Below are 18,125 nucleotides of genomic sequence, written 5' to 3' on the forward strand. Positions count from 1 at the left end.
CCACGGCGACCCGGGCGGACGGGTCCTGGGCGAGCAGCGCGTCGAGCACGGTGTCGCTGATCTGGTCGGCGATCTTGTCGGGATGGCCCTCGGTGACCGACTCCGAGGTGAACAGCCGTTTCGTCATGCCCGCATCAGACCGGTGAGCGGTACCGGCCGGCAACCGGACCTGCCCGAGTCACCGGCGGACCGCGGACGAGGAGACGCTTCGGCATGTCAGGCCGCGGCCGGGACCTTCTCATCGGACTCACGGGAGTCACGCACCGCGACGATCGACCGGTACAGCAGCATCGCGGCGCAGCCGGCCGTCCCGTACAGCAGGCTCATGCCGAGGGCGGGGACGAACGCGCCGAGGGTGACACACAGGGCGGCGACGAGGAGCCCGATCCGGGCGTTGAGCGCGTAGGCCGCCATGTACTTGGTGCGGGCCTCGGGGTCGATGAGGTCGGCCAGGAGCGCCTGGCGCACCGGGACGCTGGCGATCTCCCCGAACGTGAGAAGGACAGCCGCGGCGATGAGCACCCAGCCGGCGTCGCTGACGGCCCACACCATGTAGCCGGCGGTGAAGAGGGCGATGCCGCCGTAGAGCCGGATACGTTCGGGGACCCGTGCCAGCATCGTCTTGGCGAACAGGACGAGGGCGACGACCAAGGCGGCGTTGACGGCCCGCAGGATGCCGAGGACGGCGACGCCGTCGATGTCCAGACGCCGGCCGGCGATCGCGAGGAGGGTCTGGCGGGGGAACTCGCGGGAGAGACGTACGGCGATGTAGTAGCCGATCTGCATCTCGACGGCGGCGATCAGGGCGGCCGCGGCCAGCTGGCGCAGGAAGATCCGGTCGCGGGCCACGGCGAGGTAGCCGCGCAGCATGGCGGCCGGTCCCGCCGCCGCCCGGCCGGTCCGCGGGGCGGTCTCGCTGATCCACCGCCACATCACCGACGTGGTCAGCAGGCACAGCGCGGCGGCACCGGTCAGCAGTTGCAGGAAGTGGCCGTCGTAGAGGAAGCCGCCGAGCAGGGCGCCCACGGTGAACGCCAGGTTGATCGACCAGTAGTTGATCGTGTAGACGAGCTGGCGGTTGTCGGGGGTGGAGACGTCGACCATCATCGCGTCGGCCGCCGGAGTGGCCAGTTGCGAGCAGCACGTGTTGAGCAGGAACAGGCCGAACGTGGCGGAACCGGAGCTCCACCAGGGCGAGTTGGCGAGGGCGAGCAGGCCGAAGGTGAGGGTGGCGCCGAGTTCGCCGGCCACCATCACGGGGCGCCGGCCGTGGACGTCGGCGAGGTGGCCGCCCAGGAAGTTCGCCGCGATGCCCGCCCCCGCCACGCAGACGGTGAGGACGCCGGCGACGGCGGGGCCGTAGAGGTCCGCCAGGTGGATGACGAGCAGCGGCATCAGCATGACCGACAGCAGTCGCTGGACGAAGCCGACCGCCATCCGCAGCCGGATGTTCGGGTGCAGGGAGCCGAGGGTCATCGCCGGCCTCCCCGCGGCCGCAGTTCGTCGGCGAGGTGACCGCCCTTGCCCCAGTGGTCGGGGGCCACGTCCCGCACGATGACGGTGACGGCGTCGTCCGGGCAGCCGGACACGCGCGTGACGACGTCGGTGATGCCCGCCACCAACTCCCTTCGCGCTTGCCGGTTGTTGCCCTGCCACCAGTTGACGGTGATCACTGGCATGTCAGCAGTCCTTTGCTCCGGAGGACGATTGAAGGGCGCGGCGGCTAGAGAATCGCCGCGCCGGCCCGGCGCTGACAAGCCAAGGCCGCGGACGCAATGCGACTTGAACAAGTCGGCGTATCCCCTGGAATTCTCGGGCCTTCCGGAGTGCGAGTTGGTGAAGTCGTCGTTCGTTTTCGGCGTCGGTTGCCGCCGGATTGAGCCACGTGTTGTGATTCGAACACCGGGAGGGACATGGGGCGCCGCGTCCCTGCTCCCCCGGCCGGCACGGCCGCGCGAGTCCCTGACATATTCGGAGGGAATGCTGGTGTCCCTGTTCGACATACGCCGGATCGGCGGAAAGATCGGCGCGGAGGTCACAGGCGTCGACCTGTCCACCGAGCTGTCGGATTCCGTTTTCCGCCAGATCCACGAGGCATTCCTGCGGTACAAGGTCCTCTTCTTCCGGGACCAGGACATCTCCGACGAGCACCAGCTGGCCTTCGCCGGCCGTTTCGGGCCGCTCACCCAGCCGCACCCGATGATGCGCACCGTCGAGGGCACCCCGCAGGTGATTCCCGTCGACGGTGAGGACCAGCGGGCCGACCACTGGCACACCGACATCAGCTTCACCACCGCGCCGTCGCTGGGTACGACCCTGCGCAGCGTGGTGCTGCCCCCGTACGGCGGGGACACGCTGGTCGCGAACGCGGCCGCCGGGTACCGGGACTTGCCGGCCGAACTGCGCGCGGTGGCCGATCGGCTCTGGGCGGTGCACACGAACCACGCCGAGCAGCCGAGGCTGGGCACGGAGCGCGGTGAGAAGGTCCGCGCGGCGTTCCTGGCCCGCCGGTTCGAGACCGCACACCCGGTGGTGCGGGTGCACCCGGAGTCCGGTGAGCCGAGCCTGTTCCTCGGCGGTTTCGCCCAGTGGCTGCTCGGTGTGACACCCCGTGAGTCCCGGCCGATCCTCGACGTGCTTCAGGGATATGTGCGACGGCCGGAGAACACGGCGCGCTGGCGCTGGCGCCCCGGCGACGTACTGATCTTCGACAACCGCAGCACGCAGCACTTCGCGGTCAACGACTACGGGGGCCACCAGCGAGTGCTGCACCGGGTGTCCATCAACGGCGACGTGCCCTACGGCCTCGACGGCAAGCAGAGCTACGCACTGAAAGAAGGGGAATGACCATGACGTCCGTCTCCCACCCGGATCCGGGGTTCGCGGCACGGTTGCGCCGCCGGGAGCCCCTGGTGGGCTACTGGATCTCCCTCGACAGCCCGGTCGCGACGGAGCGGATCGCCGGGCTCGGCTACGACTACATCGGTGTTGACGGCCAGCACGGGGTGACGCACCAGCCCGGATGGCAGGCGGCGATGCTGGCCGTGGATGCCCGGGGCCGTTCCGCCGGGCTGATCCGGGTGCCGTCGGCGGACCCGGTGGCCATCGGTGTCGCGCTCGACAGCGGGGCGCGGGGCGTCATCGTCCCGATGGTCGAGAACGCCGAGCAGGCGCGCACCTCGGTGCGAGCCTGCCGGCACCATCCGGCGGGGACCCGCAGTCTGGGCGGTCCGGTCCGTGCGGAGCTGCGGCTGGGGTCCGTGCCGGCGGAGATCGACGACCGTGTCGCATGCATCGTGATGATCGAGACCGCGACCGCGCTGGACGATCTGGACGCCATCTGCGCCACGGAGGGTCTCGACGCGGTGTACGTGGGGCCCGCCGATCTGTCGGCCGCGCTCGGCGCACGCTGGTTCGGCGACCCGGCTGCCGCCGACACGCTGGAGGCCGCGCTGCGGCGGATCACGGAGACCGCCCGGCGGCACGGCATCGCGTGCGGCATCCATGTACCGGACGGTGAGAGCGCCGCGAAACGACTGGCCGAGGGTTTCACGTTCGCCACGGTCTCCAGCGACATCACCCATCTGCAGCAGGCAGCCACCGCGCACCTGCGCGCGGCGCGCGGCCTCGCCGACGCCTGACACCGCTGGACCCGGGGGGGACCGTGACGACGGACATACGAAACACGGCGGCCGGCCCGGCCCGGTCCGTGGAGGAACTGGTCGGGCGCACACCCCTGCTGGAGGTTCCACTGCCGGGGCTGCCCGGCTCGGCGCGGCTGCTGGCGAAGCTGGAGATGGCCAATCCGCTGGCCAGTGTGAAGGACCGGGCGGCACTGTTCATGATGCGGGCCGCCGAGGAGGCCGGGCTGCTGCCGGCGAGCGGGGGCACCGTCGTGGAGTGCTCGTCCGGCAGTACCGGCATCTCGCTGGCCGCGCTGTGCGCACGCCGCGGTCACCGGTGCGTCATCGTGATGCCGGACAACGCCTCCGAGGAGCGCCGCCTGATCCTGCGGCGGCTGGGCGCCGACGTGCATCTCGTGCCGCATCAGGACGGGCTGCCGGCCGCCTGGGCCTACGCCGAGGAGCTGCAGCGCGGCATGCCCGGCTCGTGGATGCCGCGCCAGGACCGCAACCCCGCCAACGTGCGGGCGCACTACGAGACCACGGGCCCGGAGATCTGGGAGGCCACCGGGGGCCGGATCGACGTGCTGGTGTGCGGGGTCGGCACCGGCGGAACGCTGACGGGCACCGCCCGCTATCTGAAGGAGCGCACGGCGCTGCACGTGGTCGCGGTGGAACCGGCCCGCAGCGCCGTGCTGTCGGGGGGCGAGGCCGGTCCGCACGGCATCCCCGGCATCGGCGCCGGTTACGTCTCCCCCATCACCGACCTGACCCTGGTCGACGAGGTGGTGGCCGTCCCCGACGCGGCGGCCTCGGCAACCGCCGAGGAGGTGACGCGTGCGACCGGCCTGCCGGTCGGCATCTCCTCGGGGGCCGCCGCCTGGGCGAGCCGTGCCGTGGCAGTCCAGCCGGGCTGGGCGCGCGCCACGGTGGTCACCGTGTTCCCCGACAGCGGGGAGCGCTATCTGTCGACGGCCCGCTGATCCGCCGTCCTCACGGAAAGACAGACACGCATGTGCCGGATCTTCGGTTACTTCAACGCGGCGGTGACACCGCACGCGATGCGGACCGTCGCTGCCCTGCAGCGGCACGGCGGTCCGGACGCGACGGGTGTCGCGCGGGGGGCCGGTTGGGGCCTGGGCAACAACCGGCTGGCCGTCGTGGGCCTGGACGGCGGACAGCAGCCCTACGGGCGGGGCGGGCCGGTGCAGGTGGTGTTCAACGGGGAGATCTACAACCACGAGGAGCTGCGCCGCCGCCTGGAGGCGCTCGGCCACGTGGTCCCCGACCGCTGCGACGGATCGGTGCTGCCCGCGCTGTACCTGGAGTACGGCGACGACTTCACCGAACACCTCGACGGGATGTACGCGCTGGCGCTGCTGGACACGCGCGGCGCGGTGCCGCGGCTGCTGCTGGCCACCGACCACATCGGGATGAAGCCGCTGTACTGCCGGTGGCACGCGGCGGACCGGTCGCTGCACTTCTCCTCGGAGCTGCCCGCGCTGCTGGGGTTCGGCGCGGCGGGCGGCCGGGTGCGGGAGTCGGCGCTCGACGCCTTCCTCGCGACCCGTACGCCGTTCGGCACGCGGACGATGTACGAGGACGTGGAGGTGCTGGAGCCCGGCACCACCTGGGTGTGCGAACTGGGCGGCCTTCCTCGGGTGCGACGGCGCGAGCCGCAGGTGCCCGTGGTGCAGGAGGGACCTGCCGGTGACGGGTTCACGGTGGCCCGGCAGGTGCGGCGCACCCTGCGTCACGAGGTGGGCCGGCTGCTCGAGGCGGACGTGCCCGTCGCCGTGATCACCTCCGGCGGCCTGGACTCCTCTCTGGTCACGGCGCTGGCGGCCGAGTACGGCCTGCAGCACACGTTCACACTCGCCTACCGGGGCAGTTGGCCCTGCGACGAACGGCACTTCGCCCGCGAGGTGAGCGACCGGGCCCGTACGGTCCACCACGAGGTGGAGATCGACCCGGCCGGTTTTCCCGCGCTGCTGGAGGAGACCGTCTGGCACCTGGGCCAGCCCAACGCCGACCCGATCGCGCTGAGCACGTACGCGCTGTTCCGGGCGATCCGGGAGGCCGGGTTCACCGTGGCGCTCACCGGTGACGGCGCCGACGAGGTGTTCGGCGGGTACGAGCGGATGCGGCGGGCGGCGGAGCGGGCGGCGGCGGGCGCCGCCTGGGCGCCCGGCTACCTCGACGCGTTGTCCGCGGTTCCGGCCGCACTGAGGGCCCGCCTGTACACCGACGCATACCGGGCCCATGTCGCCACCGACCCTGCGCTGCCCGCGGCGGCTTCGGAGGACCTGCTGCACGGCCCCGGCACCGTCCTGGACCGGATCACCCGGTTCGAGCTGGAGCAGCGGCTGCCCGCCTACCATCTGCGCCGGGTCGACCATCTCAGCATGGCCTCCGCGGTGGAGGCGCGGCTGCCGTTCTGCCAGCGGTCGGTCCTGTCCCTCGGCCGGCCGCTTCCCGACCACCGGCGTATCCAGGGCGGGCAGGTCAAGCGGACCCTGTACGCGGCGGCGGCCGGTCTGCTGCCCGATGGGGTGCTGTCCCGGCCGAAGCAGCCGTTCACGCTGCCGGTGACGGCGATGCTGCGGCCGGGCACCGCGCTGTGGGAGTACGCGCGGGACCTGCTCGCGCCGGGCCGGACGGCCGCGGCGGGGCGGCTGGACGGCCGGGCCGTCGACGCCCTGTTCGCCGCGCAGGCCGAACGCCCCGACGACACGGCCTCGCTCGCACTGTGGGCGCTGCTGGTGCACGAGGTGTGGGACGACCAGTTCCGGCGCTCCCCGCGCGGCTCCGGCGCGGCCGGAACGGTGCCGGGTACGGCACCGCTGGCGGTGGCGGCGTGATCGGGCATCTGGCCTACGCGGCGGACGCTCCTTGCCCCACCTTCGTCCTGGACGCGGGGCGGCTGCCGCGCGAGGACGAGCCTCTGCTGGCTCGTCTTGCGCAGGCCCGCGAGTATCTGGCGTCGGCGGGCGGCGCGCACGTGCTGAAGATCGCCCTCATCGAACCGTCCGCGCACCCGATGTTCGACCTGGACTACCGCTTCGTGCAGGCGCTGCCCAGCGGCCCGGACCGGTTCGACCTGCGCGGTTCGTGCGGGCACTCGGTGCTGGCCGCGGTGCTGGCCGCGTCCCGTTCGGGGATGCTGCCGCGGCTGGTGCCCGGCGCCCGGGTCCGGGTCCGGGTGCGCAACAACGGCGACAGCGTGGTGTGCGAGGCCGGACAGGTCGAGCGGGACAGTGCCGGGTTCACGGTCACCTTCGTCCAGCCGTCGCCGGTGCCCTTCGCGGATCTGCTGCCGGCCGGCCGGCCGCGCACCGTGCTGGCGACCGGCGGGGAGTGCGTGGAGGTGTCGCTCGTCGCCAGCGCCAACACCTATGCGTTCGTCGACGCCCGCACGCTCGGTGTGCCGGACCAGGCGGCTCTGTTCCACGCCGGTGGGGAGTTGCTGGAGCGGCTGGAGTCGATCCGGGGCGCGGCGGCCGACCTGCTCGGCTGGCCGCGTGGCGGAGCCTTCCCCAAGATCGCGGCGGTGCTGCCGGGCGTGGACGGCGGCATCGCGGCCCGGGCCGTGACGGTCCCTGGCTGGCATCCGTCGATCGCGCTGACCGGGGCCGTCTGTCTGGGGTCGGCGGTGCGGATCCCCGGCACGGTGCCGTGGCGGATCGCCCGCGAGCACGGTACGGCCGACGGCCTGGTGGACATCACGACCGCGGGCGGACGCACGGCGGTTTCGGCGGTCACCACAGCTGCCGGGGCGCCCGGCGACGAGGGCGCCCTGCTGTGGGCGACCGTCGCGCACAAACACGTCACCTTCCAGGGCTCGTTCGCCCTGCCACCCCTGGGTCATCTGCAGTTCGAGGAGGTCGCCCAATGCCTGGCGCTGTCCGGGGCGGCGTGAGACCGCCGCTGAGTGCCGAGCTGCGTGCCCGGCTGTCGAAGTCCGCCGCGCGCGGCGGTCCGGCCGGTGCGCCGGACCGCGAGACGCTGGAGGCGCTGCGTGCCGGCGGGCTACTGGGCACGGCCGTCGCGGTGCGGTTCGGTGGCACGGGCGGGGACGCCGCCGCCGTCAACGACGTCGTGGAGGAGATCGCCGCCGTCAACCCGTCGCTGGCCATCATCGCGTTCCAGCACTTCGCCGTGTCCGCCCGGATCGCCGAGTGGGGCACGCTGGAGCAGCAGCGGCGATGGCTGCCGCGGCTGGCCGACGGCACCTGGCTGGCCGCCTCGGCGTGGAGCGAGACGGGCGCCGGGGCCGCGAAGCGGAACCTGGCCAGCCGCGGTGAGCGGCTCGCGGACGGCCGCTGGCGTCTGGAGGGCGCGAAGACGTTCACGACCGGCGCCGGCGTCGCCGACCTGTACCTGGTCCTGACGCAGACCGGCCGGCCGTCCGCCGCCACGCAGGGGTACGGCTCGGACGGTCAGACGTTCTTCCTGGTCGAGGCCGGCACCCCCGGGCTGGTCCCGGATCTCGGCCTGGACCTGGCCGGGATGAGGGACTCGGCGACCGGGCTGCTCGCCCTGGACGGATGCGTCGTGCCGGATGCCGACAGGCTCGGTCCGGTCGGCGGGGCCGCGTCGGTCATCGCGGGTGTGCGCGAGTCGGGGGCGAGCCTGGGTGCGGTGTCCGTCGGTATCGCGCGGGCCGCGCTGGAGCTGGCGGTCCGCCATGCGGAAGGCCACGGGCTGCTGGAGCTGCCGACGGTGCGTCACCGGTTGGTGGATCTGGCGACCCGGTTGGAGGCGGCGCGCGCCGTGGTGGCCCGGGCCGGTGCCCGGACCTCGGTGGATCCCGGAGTGACCACGCTGCACAGCAAGCTGTACGCGTCCGCGGCCGCCGAGGACATCTGCCTCGACGTGGCCCGGATGCTGGGCTCGGCCGGATACCGGGAGGGTTCGGCGATCGGCAGGCTGCTCGCCGACGCGCGCGGTGTCGCCTTCATGGGGCCGACGAACGACCTGTGCCGTGACCTGGTGGCGGCGGCGTGGACCGGCTGACCCCCTTGCCCGACCTCGTGGTCAGCGGCCGCCGGCTGGTGACCCCGGACGGCGTGCGGCCGGGGCACGTACTGATCAACGACGGCCGGATCATCGCCGTCACCGGCCCGGGGAGGGTGCCCGCGGCGGCCGGGCACCTCGACGCCGGCGCCCACTACGTGCTGCCCGGGCTCATCGACTCCCATGTGCACTTCCGCACGCCCGGTCTGACGTACAAGGAGGACTGGGAGCACGGCAGCCGGGCGGCGGTCCGCGGTGGGGTGACCACGGTGATGGACATGCCGAACACGGTGCCGCCCACACTGGATCCGCAGGCTCTGTCCGACAAGGCCCGGATGGTACGGGGCCGTTCGCTGGTGGACATGCGCTTCCACATCGGGGTCGACCCGGCGCGCCCCTGGCTGCTGGCGGACCTCGATCCGTCGGTGGCGACCAGCGCGAAGGTGTTCATGGCGGGCCATCACACCGCCCCGACGGTGGTCCGCGACCCGGCGGTGCTGGAGCAGGCGTTCACCGCGGCGGCCGAGGCGGGAGTGCAGCTCGTCCTGCACGCCGAGGACGACGGGCTGTTCGCGCTGCTCGACGGGTGGTGGGGGGAGCCGGACGGCTACCGGGACTACGAGCGGCGCAGGCCGCGCACCGGGGGCATCGTCGCCGTCGCCAAGGTCGTCGAGCTGGTACGCCGGCACGGCACCCGGGCGCACATCCTGCACCTGTCGAGCGCCGAGGAGGCCGACCTGGTGTGCGCGGCGCAGGCCGCCGGGTATCCGGTCACCTTCGAGGTCACCGGCCACCATCTGTCGTTCACGGACGAGGACACCCGCCGGCTGGGCGCGCGCACGCGGCTGTCGCCGTCGATCCGCTCCCAGGCGGACCAGGACCGGCTGTGGCGGGCGCTGGCGCACGGTCAGCTCGCCACGCTGGGCAGTGACCACGCCCCGCACACCGTGGCGGAGAAGACCCGCTCGGCGGCGGCCTCACCGCCGGGGCTGCCCGGGGTGCAGGAGCTGGCCGTCGCCGTGTGGACGGGGATGCGCCGCAGGTGGCCCGAGGAGGACCCGGACGTCGCCGTGTCGCGGCTGGTCCGGCATCTGGCGCAGACGCCCGCCGAGTTGTTCCGGCTGCCCGGCAAGGGGCGGATCGCGCCGGGCGCCGACGCGGACCTGGTCTTCTTCGCGCCGGACACGCCCTGGATGTACTCGGCGCACGACGTGGAGAGCAAGTGCGGCTGGTCGGCGTACGAGGGATGGACGTTCACCGGGCGCGTCGAGCGCACCCTGCGGGCAGGCCGCACCGTCTGGGACGCCTCCTCGGGCACCTTCGGCACGTACGACGGCCGCCTGCTGGCGGCGGCCGGGGACGGACCGCGGCCGGCGGCGCTCGCCGCCAGGGAGGGGATGACATGAGCAGGAAACGGTCGGTGGTGGTGGCGGGTGGCGGTATCGGCGGGCTCGCGGCGGCCGCCGGTATGGCCGCGCGTGGCCTGGACGTGACCGTCCTGGAGCGGGGGGATCGGATCGGGACCGGCGGCTCCGGGCTGGTGCTCTACCCCAACGGGCTGCGGGCCGCCGACGCCCTGGGCACGCGGATCGGCGCCCGGGTCAGGGCAACCGGCCGTGTCACCCGGTCGGATGAGGTGCGGGTCCTGATGGACGCCCGGGGCACGGTGCTGGCCGAGGAGCCCGTCGGCGCCGTCGGTGCGTTCGCGGCTCCGCAGATGCCGGTGCTGCGTTCGGCGCTGCACCGGGCCCTGCTGGACGAGGCGCTCACCGCAGGCGCGGCCGTCGTCCTGGCGACCGGCGTCACCGACTACACCGAACGGGGCGGGCAGGTCGCCGTACAGCTGTCGGACGGCACCGTGACCGCCTGCGACGCGCTCGTCGGCGCCGACGGCATCCACTCGGCGGTGCGTGCACGCATGCTCGGCGACGGCCCGCCGCAGTACCGGGGGTACACCTCGGTGCGCGGCCGGACGACCGGCTCGGCGCTCGGGCAGCGTGGCCACGTCGTCAACGGCCGCGGCATCCAGCTGTTCGTCGCCCCGGTCAGTGACGACACCCTGTACTGGACAGCGAAGATCACCGCACCTGCCGGGGTGTGGCCCGCGCTGGGCCCGGCGGGGGCCCGGCTGGCCCTGCTGGAGGCCATGGAGGGCTGGTACGGCCCTGTCGTCGACCTGGTGCGCGCCGCGGACCCCGAGGACGTCGTCGTCACCGACATCCACGATCGCGACCCGACGCCGCGCTGGGTGGACGACCGGGCGGCGCTGCTGGGCGATGCCGCGCATCCGATGGTCCCGGCGCTCGGCCAGGGCGCGAACCTGGCACTGGAGGACGCCGCCGTGCTCGCCGAGGCGCTCGCCTCGCCGGCACCGGTACCCGAAGCACTCGCCGAGTACGCCCTTGAGCGCATGGAACGGGCCGCGGCCGTCGTCCTCGCCTCCCGCCGCCAGGGCGCCCTCGACCAGGGCGCGGACCGGGCGGGTGAGGAGCGGCGCAACGCGCACATCAGGTCCGCCGGCCGCAAGGACGCCGACCTCGCCGACGTCGTCGGCTGGCGGCCCCGGCCGCGTCTGCCGGAGTCGGGCACCACACCGGCCCCGACGACCACCGTCCGTCCGAAGAAAGGGGCCACCGCCATGGGGGCACCGCACATCGTCCTGATCAGCGGATCACTGCGCCCGGGTTCGACCTGCGACCGGGTGGCCGAGTGGTGTGCCCAGCGGTGCGCCGAACAGGGCGCGTCCGCCCGCGTCTTCAGCGGATCGGAGATCGACTTCCCGGCGTACCGGCCAGGGCTGGCCGACCGGCACGCGGCCGTCGCCGGGTTCCTCGGCGAACTGCGCGCCGCCGACGGCGTGATCCTGGTGTCGCCGACGTACCACGCGACCGTCTCGGGGCTGCTGAAGAACGCCCTGGACTACGTCAACGACATCGGCGGGCCGGTGCCGTACCTGCAGGGGAGGGCGATCGGCACGGTCGCCGTCGGCTCGGCCGCCCAGGGCGCGGTCTCGGCGCTGACCACACTGCGCACCATCGGGCACGCCCTGCGCGGCTGGCCCACGCCGGTGGGTGTGGCCGTGTCGCAGGCGCCGGAGCAGTCCGGCGCGGACGGCGGTGAAGCCGGGCCGGACGCGGCCCGGCTGGTGGAGATGGTGTCCCAGGTGGTGTGGCTGGGCGGCGTCCGGGCCGAGGACGCCCGCCCGCCCGTCCTCGGCGCCGTCGCCTGACCGGCCCGCCCGTCCCGTCGACCCCCGCGGCCGCGTGCGATGGGCACGCGGCGGAAGGAGACAACCATGTCCGTGTCGCCCACCGGCCATCACGTCCTGCAAGCCCCCCTCGGGCCCGTGTGGCGTGACGCCAACATCCGTTCCGGACCGTCCCTGGACAGCCCGGTGCTCCGGGTCGTGCCGCCCGACGCGGCCGTCGGCTACACCGCCGAGGTCTGGTCCGCGGGCGACGAGGTGGTCGAGGACCAGCACCCGGACGGTGTGATCACCAGCTCCGTCTGGTTCCGGCTGTCCGGCGGCGGCTGGTCCAGTGCCGTCAACTTCGAGCCCGTCACCGTGACCGGGCTGCTGGCGCATGCCGTCGGCATCACGCCGCGCCAACCTGGCGACGCCGCATAGCAGTTCAGAAGATGCGGTGTCCTCCGACTCGCTGAAAGCATCCAGGGAGCAGGGGCCGTACGGCCTTTGCCCCCCTTCTCCCGCGGGCTGCGCCCGCCCGAACCGAAAGGTGTGCGTCCATGGCCACCGCTCTGAGCACCGAGATCCAGCAGCGCATCGTCGAGGAGACCGGCAGCGCCGCCCCGAGCACCGACGACGCCACCGCGTTCGAGGCGTGGCTCGACGGCATCAAGGACTCCCACGAGGACCTCTACGCGGGTGTCGCCGCCGAGATCGAGGGCGCCGTGATGCAGAAGATGCCGTGACCTGCCGCATCCTGACGCAGTGATCCTGCCGGCCGGTGCCGTGGCCTCGCGTCGCGGGGCACCGGCCGGCCGATCGCGCAGGCCGCACGGCCCGCGCGGGCACCACGGAGACGAGAGGAAGGACGCCGGCGGGTGCGCTGGACGACGCTGCTGTTCGACGAGGCCGGTCTGGACGAGCTGTCCCGGCTCGACGCCGAGGCCCTGCTGGGCGGCGCGGGAGACACCCTGGAGCGGCGTTTCGACCCCCGTGACCTCTACCGCCGCTGGGAGCGCCAGCAGTGGCGCGCCTGCGACATCGACTTGGAGCGGGACCGCCGTCACTGGCACCGCCTGCTCGGTCCCGGCGCCCGCGACTCCCTCGCGTCCTTCGTCACCAGCTTCCTGGTCGGCGAGTACACGGGCCTGGACCTGATGAGTCCGATCCTCGCCGGCTGCCCGGACGAGGAGTACCTCCTGTTCCTGGGCACGCAGGCCGCCGACGAGGCCCGCCACACCGTGTTCGTCAGCCGCCTCGCCGAGGAACTGCTCGGCCTCACCGACTCCCTGCGCGACCAGCTGATCGCCTCCTGGTCGACGCTCGGCCCCGCGAACCGCGCCGTGCACACCCTGGAGAACACGGTCCTGCGCGAGTTGTACGACGCCCCGCGCGACTACGAGCGGTGGCTGCGGGCCGTCACCTTCTTCCATCTCGTCACCGAGGGCGTTCTCGCCCTGCACGGTCAGCGCGGTCTGGTGCGCGGCCTGCAGCGCATCCCCCTGCTGCCCGGTATGAGGGCCGGGTTCACGGCGATGACCCGGGACGAGTCCCGGCACGTCAGCTTCGGTCTGCACGCCCTGCGGCGCGGCGAGCGCGAAGGACACTCCGACGCGATCCGCGAGATGATCGAGACGGGGATGCCGCTGGCCGCCGTCGTCGGCATCTCCCCCGGCGGCACGCCGGAACACGCCGCAGCGGCCGCCTCCTCGGCGCGTGACCTGCTCGCGACGATCGCCGTGCGGCTGCGCCAGCTGGATCTTCCCCAGGACTTCGCCGAGCACGTGCTCGGCAGATGCCGGGCGGCCCAGGACGCCGCCCTGCGTGCTCCGGTGACTGCCACCGCGAACGGGTGAGGGACATGACAGACGACACGCGGACGTCCACCACGAAGGGCGGCGGCTTCGCCCGGGTCCTGCGCAACCCGGGCGCGCTGCGCCTGGTCGGCTCGCTGTTCGTGCTGGAGACCGGGTCGGCGATGACGACCGTGGGCCTGCCGCTGCTGGTCATGCAGCGCTACGGCCTGGGTCTGGAGGTCGGTTTCACGCTCGCCGCCCGATTCCTGCCCAACATCCTGCTCGGTGCGCTCGCCGGCCAGGTCGTCGACCGGCACGATCCGCGCCGGGTGGCGACGCTCGCCGCGCTCGGCAGCGGCCTGGCCGCCGCGCTGTTCCCGCTGACCACGGCGATGTGGCAGATCCAGCTGCTGGCCCTGGCCATCGGCATCGGCTACATGTTCGGCTTCCCCGCGACCATGGCGCTGCGCCCGCAGGTGATCCCCGAGGGCAGCGAGCTGGAGGGCAACGGGCTGATCGTGACGGCGGAGCGGGTGCCGAAACTCCTCGGGCCGGCCGTCGCCGGGCCGATCGCCGCCGTCGCGGGCATCACCTGGCTGTTCACCGCCGAGGCCGTGACCGCGCTGGTGGCGGCTGCTCTGCTCACCCGGCTGCCGCGGGCGGCCGACGGGGCCGCGGCGAGGGCTGCGGGCCGCACCGCCCAGACCGGGGAAGCGGCCGCGGCGGCGACCGTGCGGACCGCCGTCGTCCGCCGGCTCGGTGCCTGGGCCCGGGCGGTGGCGGGCGGTGCGCGCGACCTGGTGCGCATGGTGCGCGGTGACGGGCGGCTCTCCTCTCTGACGATCACGGCGTTCACGTACATGGTGGCGCTGGGCCTGGGCCGCACCTTCCTCGCCGCGTACTCGCTGCACGGTTTCACCCATGTCCCCGGGATGCTCGGCTATCTGCTGGCCGCGATGGGGCTGGGCGGCGCGCTCGGCGGGATGGCGGCAGCGGCCTTCCGTTCCTGGAACCAGGGCTGGGTCTACATCCTCGGCAACGTGCTCGAGGGCGTGTGCTGGGTGCTGCTGATCGCGACCGGCGACTGGTACACGTCGCTCGCCCTGCTGTTCCTCGCGGGAATCTTCGAGTCCGTCGCCTCCGTCGTCTACTTCGCCGAGGTGCAAAAGCGCCTGCCGGCAGGTCTCCAGGGCCGCTACTACGCCACCCTGGTGCCGCTGTCGGACGTCTTCCTCGTCGCGGGAACCGTCGCCGGCGGCGTGCTCGTCGACCGGGCGGGCGTCTCCTGCGGCGCCGTCCTCGTGGGTCTCGCGATGGCCCTGCCGGTCCTGATGCTCGTGACCCGGCTCGTGCCGCAGCGGCCTGTCCCGGCGGGGAAGCCGGGGGCGCCGAAGGCGGAGCAGGCCACCCCGACGGAGCCGCCGCAGCTCCGGGAGGCCGAACGGGCGGTCCCCGTGTCCGAGAGCACGGCGGCATGAGCGACGGTTCCTTCCCCTTTCTGAGCCCCTCGCTGGACTCCGTCGAGGACCTCGCGCACTCCCGGATCTCCTGCTGGGTGCACTGCCTGCGCGACAGCCTGTACGCCGTCGGCTTCCGCGACACCGTCCGGGCGCTGGCCCAGCCGCTCAACTTCGCCGTGGAACGCACCGCCGACGGTGAACTCCTCACCCTGTACGGCGGCCTGGACACCGACTACCACGCGCCCCGTTTCCAGCGCGGGGTCAGCGCCCGCTGGGAGACCTCCCCGGACGCGGAGGACCTCGCGTTCGACGTCCTCGAGCGGGAGCTGGCCCGCGGGCACGCCGTCCCGGTGTCCCCGGACCTGTCGGGCATGCGCCACTCGGAGTTCTACCGCGTGCCGTTCTCCGGCTATGCGCACACCTTCCTGGTGCACGCTCTGGACCGGGACACGGTCCGGGCCGCCGACCGCAACACCCGCCGCCGCAGCGGCTTCACGGACAACCGCGGCACCGTGCCGGCCGAGGAGCTGCGCCGGGGCCTGGCCGGGCGCCCGGTGCTGGTGTGGGACACCGGTACACCCGTTGCGGACTGGGCGGAGGAACGGCGGCGGCTGCTGGCCCGTTCCGTCGCGAACCTGACCGAGCCGGGCTCGCCGCACGAGGGCCTCGCCGGGCTGCGCACCCTGCCGGACGTCGTGGCCGGGCTCGAGGAACACCCCAGCCGTTCGTCCGTGCTGCGCATGCGGGTGTCAGGACCACTGCAGCGGCAGGTCGCCGGTGACCGCCATCTGCTCGCCGCGGTCCTGCTCCGGGACACCACGTCACGGGACGGCGGCGGCCGGGCGGTGGCCGCCGCGGAGGCGGCCGAGCTGCTGCGCGCCTCCTCCGACGCCTACGTCGACCTGGCCCGGCTGGTGTTCCTGCTCAGCCGCTCCTGGTCCGGTGAGGCCCTCGACCTGTGCCGAAGTCGTGTGGCACGCATCCACGACCTGGACGCCCGGGCCGTGGAGCGGCTGGCCGCCCTGGTCTGAGCGCGGCCCTTTCAGACGAGGGCGGCGGCGTTGGAGAAGCCACCCATGTAGTAGTCCACGGTGGGCCGTTCGCTGCACACCGCGACGACACCGGCCCGCAGCAGCCGCTCGCACAGCGCCATGTCCTCGGTCGTGCCCAGGATCCGCTGCCAGAGGGTGAAATCGGTGGGGAACGGTATCCGCAGCTGCGTCTCGCGGCGCAGCAGCAGCTCGTTGGTGTCGACCCGGTTCAGCATGCCCTCGTCCGTCATCCGCATCGTGTCGCGGACCACGGACGAGCCGGGGACGAAGATGCCGTGGCGGGCGAGCGACCGGTACGACGCAGACCGCTGAAGGGCGATCGGATGCCACGGGTCCTCGCCGTCGGGCACGAAGTCGGTGCCGTCCTCGGTGAGCAGGCGGCGCCAGCTGTGGGCCACCTCGGCGCCGGGGTTGCTTTCGAGCAGGTCCACCAGGGAGCGCAGATGGGCGGGGGCGTAGGCGTTGTCGTCGTCGAGATGGGCGACGTAGGGGGTGCGGGTGAGGCCGGCGCCGAGGTTGCGCAGATAGGACAGCCGGGCCGGCAGGTAGCCGCGGGGCATGTCCGGGTGCTCGCCGGGCACGACGTTGACGAACCGTGCGTGCGGGAACTCCTTCTGCAGGGCCCGGCGGTGGTCAGCGTCCGCGAGGTGCGGGCAGTCGTCGCCGACGACCACGTGGGCCGCGGTCAGTCCCTCCTGCGCGGCGACCGAGCGCAGCGCGCGCCTCAGGGGGCCGGGCCGCCCCTTGGTCGGGGTGACGACGGTGACGGTCATGCGTTCTCCTCGTGCGGTTCGTGGGTCAGCCGCCGGCGGTGGACAGCACCAGGGAGGCGTTGTTGCCGCCGAAGCCGAAGCTGTTGACCAGGGCGTGCTCGGCGGTGGTGGCGCGGCCCGGGCCGGCGAGGGCGAGGACGCCGTCGGGCAGTGGGGCGGCCCTGCGCAGTCCCGGGGTGCCGGGGAGGCGTGCCTCGCGCAGGAATCCGGCTGCCGCCACCAGGCCGGGGAAGGCGGAGGCGTGCAGGAGGTGCCCGATCGCGCCCTTGTGCGAACTCGTGGGCAGCGGAACGTGGTGCAGACTCCCGGCGAGTGCGGCGATGGCCTCGGCCTCGGCCGCGTCGCCCTGGACGGTGCCGGTGGCGTGGGCGTGGACATAGTCGACGCGGCGGGTGCCGGCGTCGTCGAGCGCGGCTCGCATGCAGTCGAGCACCGCGGCGGGCGCGGAGGCGACGGACTCGGCGGAGTCGACCACGCAGGCCGCCCCGGACAGCCATGCCTGGGGCCGGTGGTCGCGGACGCGGGCGGTCCGGGCCGTCTCCAGGACGAACGCGCCGCCGCCCTCTCCGACGGTGATGCCGTCGCGATCGGCGTCGAAGGGCCGCGCGCCGTGCGGGCTGAGTGTCCTGACGACGTCCATGCTGGCGTACTCGTACCGGTTGAGGGCGCTGGCGCCGGCGACCAGCGCGGTGCTGCCCAGCCCGGACAACAGCCAGTCGCGGGCGAAGGCGGCGGCGAAAGCGGCGGACGCGCATGCATGCGAGAGGTGGACGACGTGGGTGCGCCGGGCGTCGGCGCGGCAGGCCGCGAGCAGCGCCTCGAAGCGCGGGCCCGTGAAGTCGCCGCCCTCGTCCGGTGCGCCGCCGAACGCGGGTGCCTGGGAGACGACGACGAGCAGCGAGCCGTCGGGCAGGCCGGGCAGGCCGGCCGCGGCGAGGGCCTGGCGGACGGCGGCCGTCGCGAGAGCCTCCTTGCGCCGTCCGGCCAGGGCGGCGCAGTCGCCGGGCGGCACGGTGGCCACCACGCGGCTCCGGAAATCGCCGTCGGGGCAACCGTGTTCGCCGAAGGCCCGCTGCCCGCGCAGCAGGCCGTGCCAGAAGGCGTCCGGGGTGGCGCCGAGCGGGCTGACCAGACCGAGGCCCGCCAGGGCGACGGCGGTCATACGGGGGCCTCCCTGACGTCCGTGCGGGACCGAGCGGTGCCGGGTGTGGATGCGGG

At 73.6% G+C, this 18,125-nt stretch carries 18 protein-coding genes; 13 read left to right on the forward strand and 5 right to left on the reverse strand.

Translation table 11 applies throughout. The features are described from left to right. The 3 genes from AQJ66_RS37935 to AQJ66_RS31980 form a co-directional block, all read right to left on the reverse strand. On the reverse strand, positions 1-127 hold a 127-nt coding region (locus AQJ66_RS37935), incomplete at its 3' end, for an S-adenosylmethionine synthetase N-terminal domain-containing protein (protein WP_244163003.1). A gap of 89 nt (positions 128-216) precedes the next feature. Continuing rightward, a complete protein-coding gene (locus AQJ66_RS31975) occupies positions 217-1,476 on the reverse strand; it encodes an MFS transporter (RefSeq protein WP_061928936.1) in 1,260 nt (419 codons plus the stop codon). Next, positions 1,473-1,679: a tautomerase family protein gene (locus tag AQJ66_RS31980; protein ID WP_061928938.1), complete on the reverse strand. Its 207-nt coding sequence runs from the start codon at positions 1,677-1,679 to the stop codon at positions 1,473-1,475. The genes AQJ66_RS31975 and AQJ66_RS31980 overlap by 4 nt, the downstream gene beginning before the upstream one ends. A 307-nt stretch (positions 1,680-1,986) precedes the next feature. On the opposite strand from AQJ66_RS31980, the gene AQJ66_RS31985 reads away from it, so the two are divergent. The 13 genes from AQJ66_RS31985 to AQJ66_RS32045 all read left to right on the forward strand — a co-directional run bounded on the left by AQJ66_RS31985 (position 1,987) and on the right by AQJ66_RS32045 (position 16,113). Next, complete coding sequence (locus AQJ66_RS31985; RefSeq protein WP_061929114.1) at positions 1,987-2,847, forward strand: TauD/TfdA dioxygenase family protein; 861 nt, start codon at positions 1,987-1,989, stop codon at positions 2,845-2,847. A 2-nt stretch (positions 2,848-2,849) separates the two neighbouring features. Further along, positions 2,850-3,641: an HpcH/HpaI aldolase family protein gene (locus AQJ66_RS31990; protein WP_061928940.1), complete on the forward strand. Its 792-nt coding sequence runs from the start codon at positions 2,850-2,852 to the stop codon at positions 3,639-3,641. A gap of 23 nt (positions 3,642-3,664) precedes the next feature. After that, on the forward strand, positions 3,665-4,606 hold the full coding sequence (locus tag AQJ66_RS31995; RefSeq protein WP_061928942.1) for a PLP-dependent cysteine synthase family protein: 942 nt from the start codon (positions 3,665-3,667) through the stop codon (positions 4,604-4,606). Positions 4,607-4,636: 30 nt separating this feature from the next. Next, positions 4,637-6,484: an asparagine synthase (glutamine-hydrolyzing) gene (gene asnB, locus AQJ66_RS32000; RefSeq protein WP_061928944.1), complete on the forward strand. Its 1,848-nt coding sequence runs from the start codon at positions 4,637-4,639 to the stop codon at positions 6,482-6,484. Continuing rightward, complete coding sequence (locus AQJ66_RS32005) at positions 6,481-7,542, forward strand: PrpF domain-containing protein (RefSeq protein ID WP_061928946.1); 1,062 nt, start codon at positions 6,481-6,483, stop codon at positions 7,540-7,542. The genes asnB and AQJ66_RS32005 overlap by 4 nt, the downstream gene beginning before the upstream one ends. Next, positions 7,539-8,639 carry an acyl-CoA dehydrogenase family protein gene (locus tag AQJ66_RS32010; RefSeq protein ID WP_061928948.1) on the forward strand — a complete coding sequence of 367 codons (1,101 nt, stop codon included), beginning with the start codon at positions 7,539-7,541 and terminating at the stop codon, positions 8,637-8,639. Before AQJ66_RS32005 ends, AQJ66_RS32010 begins: the two co-directional genes overlap by 4 nt. Continuing rightward, positions 8,627-10,045 carry a dihydroorotase gene (locus tag AQJ66_RS32015; RefSeq protein ID WP_061928950.1) on the forward strand — a complete coding sequence of 473 codons (1,419 nt, stop codon included), beginning with the start codon at positions 8,627-8,629 and terminating at the stop codon, positions 10,043-10,045. Before AQJ66_RS32010 ends, AQJ66_RS32015 begins: the two co-directional genes overlap by 13 nt. After that, positions 10,042-11,868 (forward strand): NAD(P)H-dependent oxidoreductase, encoded by a 1,827-nt coding sequence (locus tag AQJ66_RS32020; RefSeq protein WP_079060544.1) that lies wholly within the window; start codon positions 10,042-10,044, stop codon positions 11,866-11,868. Before AQJ66_RS32015 ends, AQJ66_RS32020 begins: the two co-directional genes overlap by 4 nt. A gap of 66 nt (positions 11,869-11,934) precedes the next feature. Further along, complete coding sequence (locus AQJ66_RS32025) at positions 11,935-12,267, forward strand: SH3 domain-containing protein (RefSeq protein ID WP_061928954.1); 333 nt, start codon at positions 11,935-11,937, stop codon at positions 12,265-12,267. Positions 12,268-12,386: 119 nt separating this feature from the next. Next, positions 12,387-12,572, forward strand: coding sequence for a hypothetical protein (locus tag AQJ66_RS32030; protein ID WP_061928956.1), 186 nt, complete (start codon positions 12,387-12,389; stop codon positions 12,570-12,572). Positions 12,573-12,704: 132 nt separating this feature from the next. Next, on the forward strand, positions 12,705-13,682 hold the full coding sequence (locus AQJ66_RS32035; protein WP_061928957.1) for a ribonucleotide-diphosphate reductase subunit beta: 978 nt from the start codon (positions 12,705-12,707) through the stop codon (positions 13,680-13,682). Between the two features lie 5 nt (positions 13,683-13,687). Then, a complete protein-coding gene (locus AQJ66_RS32040; protein ID WP_061928959.1) occupies positions 13,688-15,100 on the forward strand; it encodes an MFS transporter in 1,413 nt (470 codons plus the stop codon). Beyond that, a complete protein-coding gene (locus AQJ66_RS32045) occupies positions 15,097-16,113 on the forward strand; it encodes a hypothetical protein (RefSeq protein ID WP_061928961.1) in 1,017 nt (338 codons plus the stop codon). The genes AQJ66_RS32040 and AQJ66_RS32045 overlap by 4 nt, the downstream gene beginning before the upstream one ends. Positions 16,114-16,124: 11 nt before the next feature. On the opposite strand, the gene AQJ66_RS32050 is transcribed toward AQJ66_RS32045, so the two are convergent. Together AQJ66_RS32050 and AQJ66_RS32055 are read right to left on the reverse strand one after the other, a co-directional pair. Beyond that, positions 16,125-16,907, reverse strand: a complete 783-nt coding sequence (locus AQJ66_RS32050) for a glycosyltransferase family 2 protein (RefSeq protein WP_061928963.1) — start codon at positions 16,905-16,907, stop codon at positions 16,125-16,127. Between the two features lie 25 nt (positions 16,908-16,932). Next, positions 16,933-18,069, reverse strand: coding sequence for a beta-ketoacyl synthase N-terminal-like domain-containing protein (locus tag AQJ66_RS32055; protein ID WP_061928964.1), 1,137 nt, complete (start codon positions 18,067-18,069; stop codon positions 16,933-16,935). Positions 18,070-18,125: the final 56 nt, after the last annotated feature.

The organism is Streptomyces bungoensis, assembly GCF_001514215.1.
GTDB classification, from domain to species: Bacteria; Actinomycetota; Actinomycetes; order Streptomycetales; family Streptomycetaceae; genus Streptomyces; species Streptomyces bungoensis.

Bases quoted from the DNA above. Each gene is read 5' to 3' on its own strand.
- AQJ66_RS32030 (WP_061928956.1), top strand. From the start codon at position 12,387: ATGGCCACCGCTCTGAGCACCGAGATCCAGCAGCGCATCGTCGAGGAG.
- AQJ66_RS32050 (WP_061928963.1), bottom strand. From the start codon at position 16,907: ATGACCGTCACCGTCGTCACCCCGACCAAGGGGCGGCCCGGCCCCCTG.
- AQJ66_RS31980 (WP_061928938.1), bottom strand. From the start codon at position 1,679: ATGCCAGTGATCACCGTCAACTGGTGGCAGGGCAACAACCGGCAAGCG.
- AQJ66_RS32045 (WP_061928961.1), top strand. From the start codon at position 15,097: ATGAGCGACGGTTCCTTCCCCTTTCTGAGCCCCTCGCTGGACTCCGTC.
- AQJ66_RS32055 (WP_061928964.1), bottom strand. From the start codon at position 18,069: ATGACCGCCGTCGCCCTGGCGGGCCTCGGTCTGGTCAGCCCGCTCGGC.
- AQJ66_RS32020 (WP_079060544.1), top strand. From the start codon at position 10,042: ATGAGCAGGAAACGGTCGGTGGTGGTGGCGGGTGGCGGTATCGGCGGG.
- AQJ66_RS31990 (WP_061928940.1), top strand. From the start codon at position 2,850: ATGACGTCCGTCTCCCACCCGGATCCGGGGTTCGCGGCACGGTTGCGC.
- AQJ66_RS32025 (WP_061928954.1), top strand. From the start codon at position 11,935: ATGTCCGTGTCGCCCACCGGCCATCACGTCCTGCAAGCCCCCCTCGGG.
- AQJ66_RS31975 (WP_061928936.1), bottom strand. From the start codon at position 1,476: ATGACCCTCGGCTCCCTGCACCCGAACATCCGGCTGCGGATGGCGGTC.
- AQJ66_RS32040 (WP_061928959.1), top strand. From the start codon at position 13,688: ATGACAGACGACACGCGGACGTCCACCACGAAGGGCGGCGGCTTCGCC.
- asnB (WP_061928944.1), top strand. From the start codon at position 4,637: ATGTGCCGGATCTTCGGTTACTTCAACGCGGCGGTGACACCGCACGCG.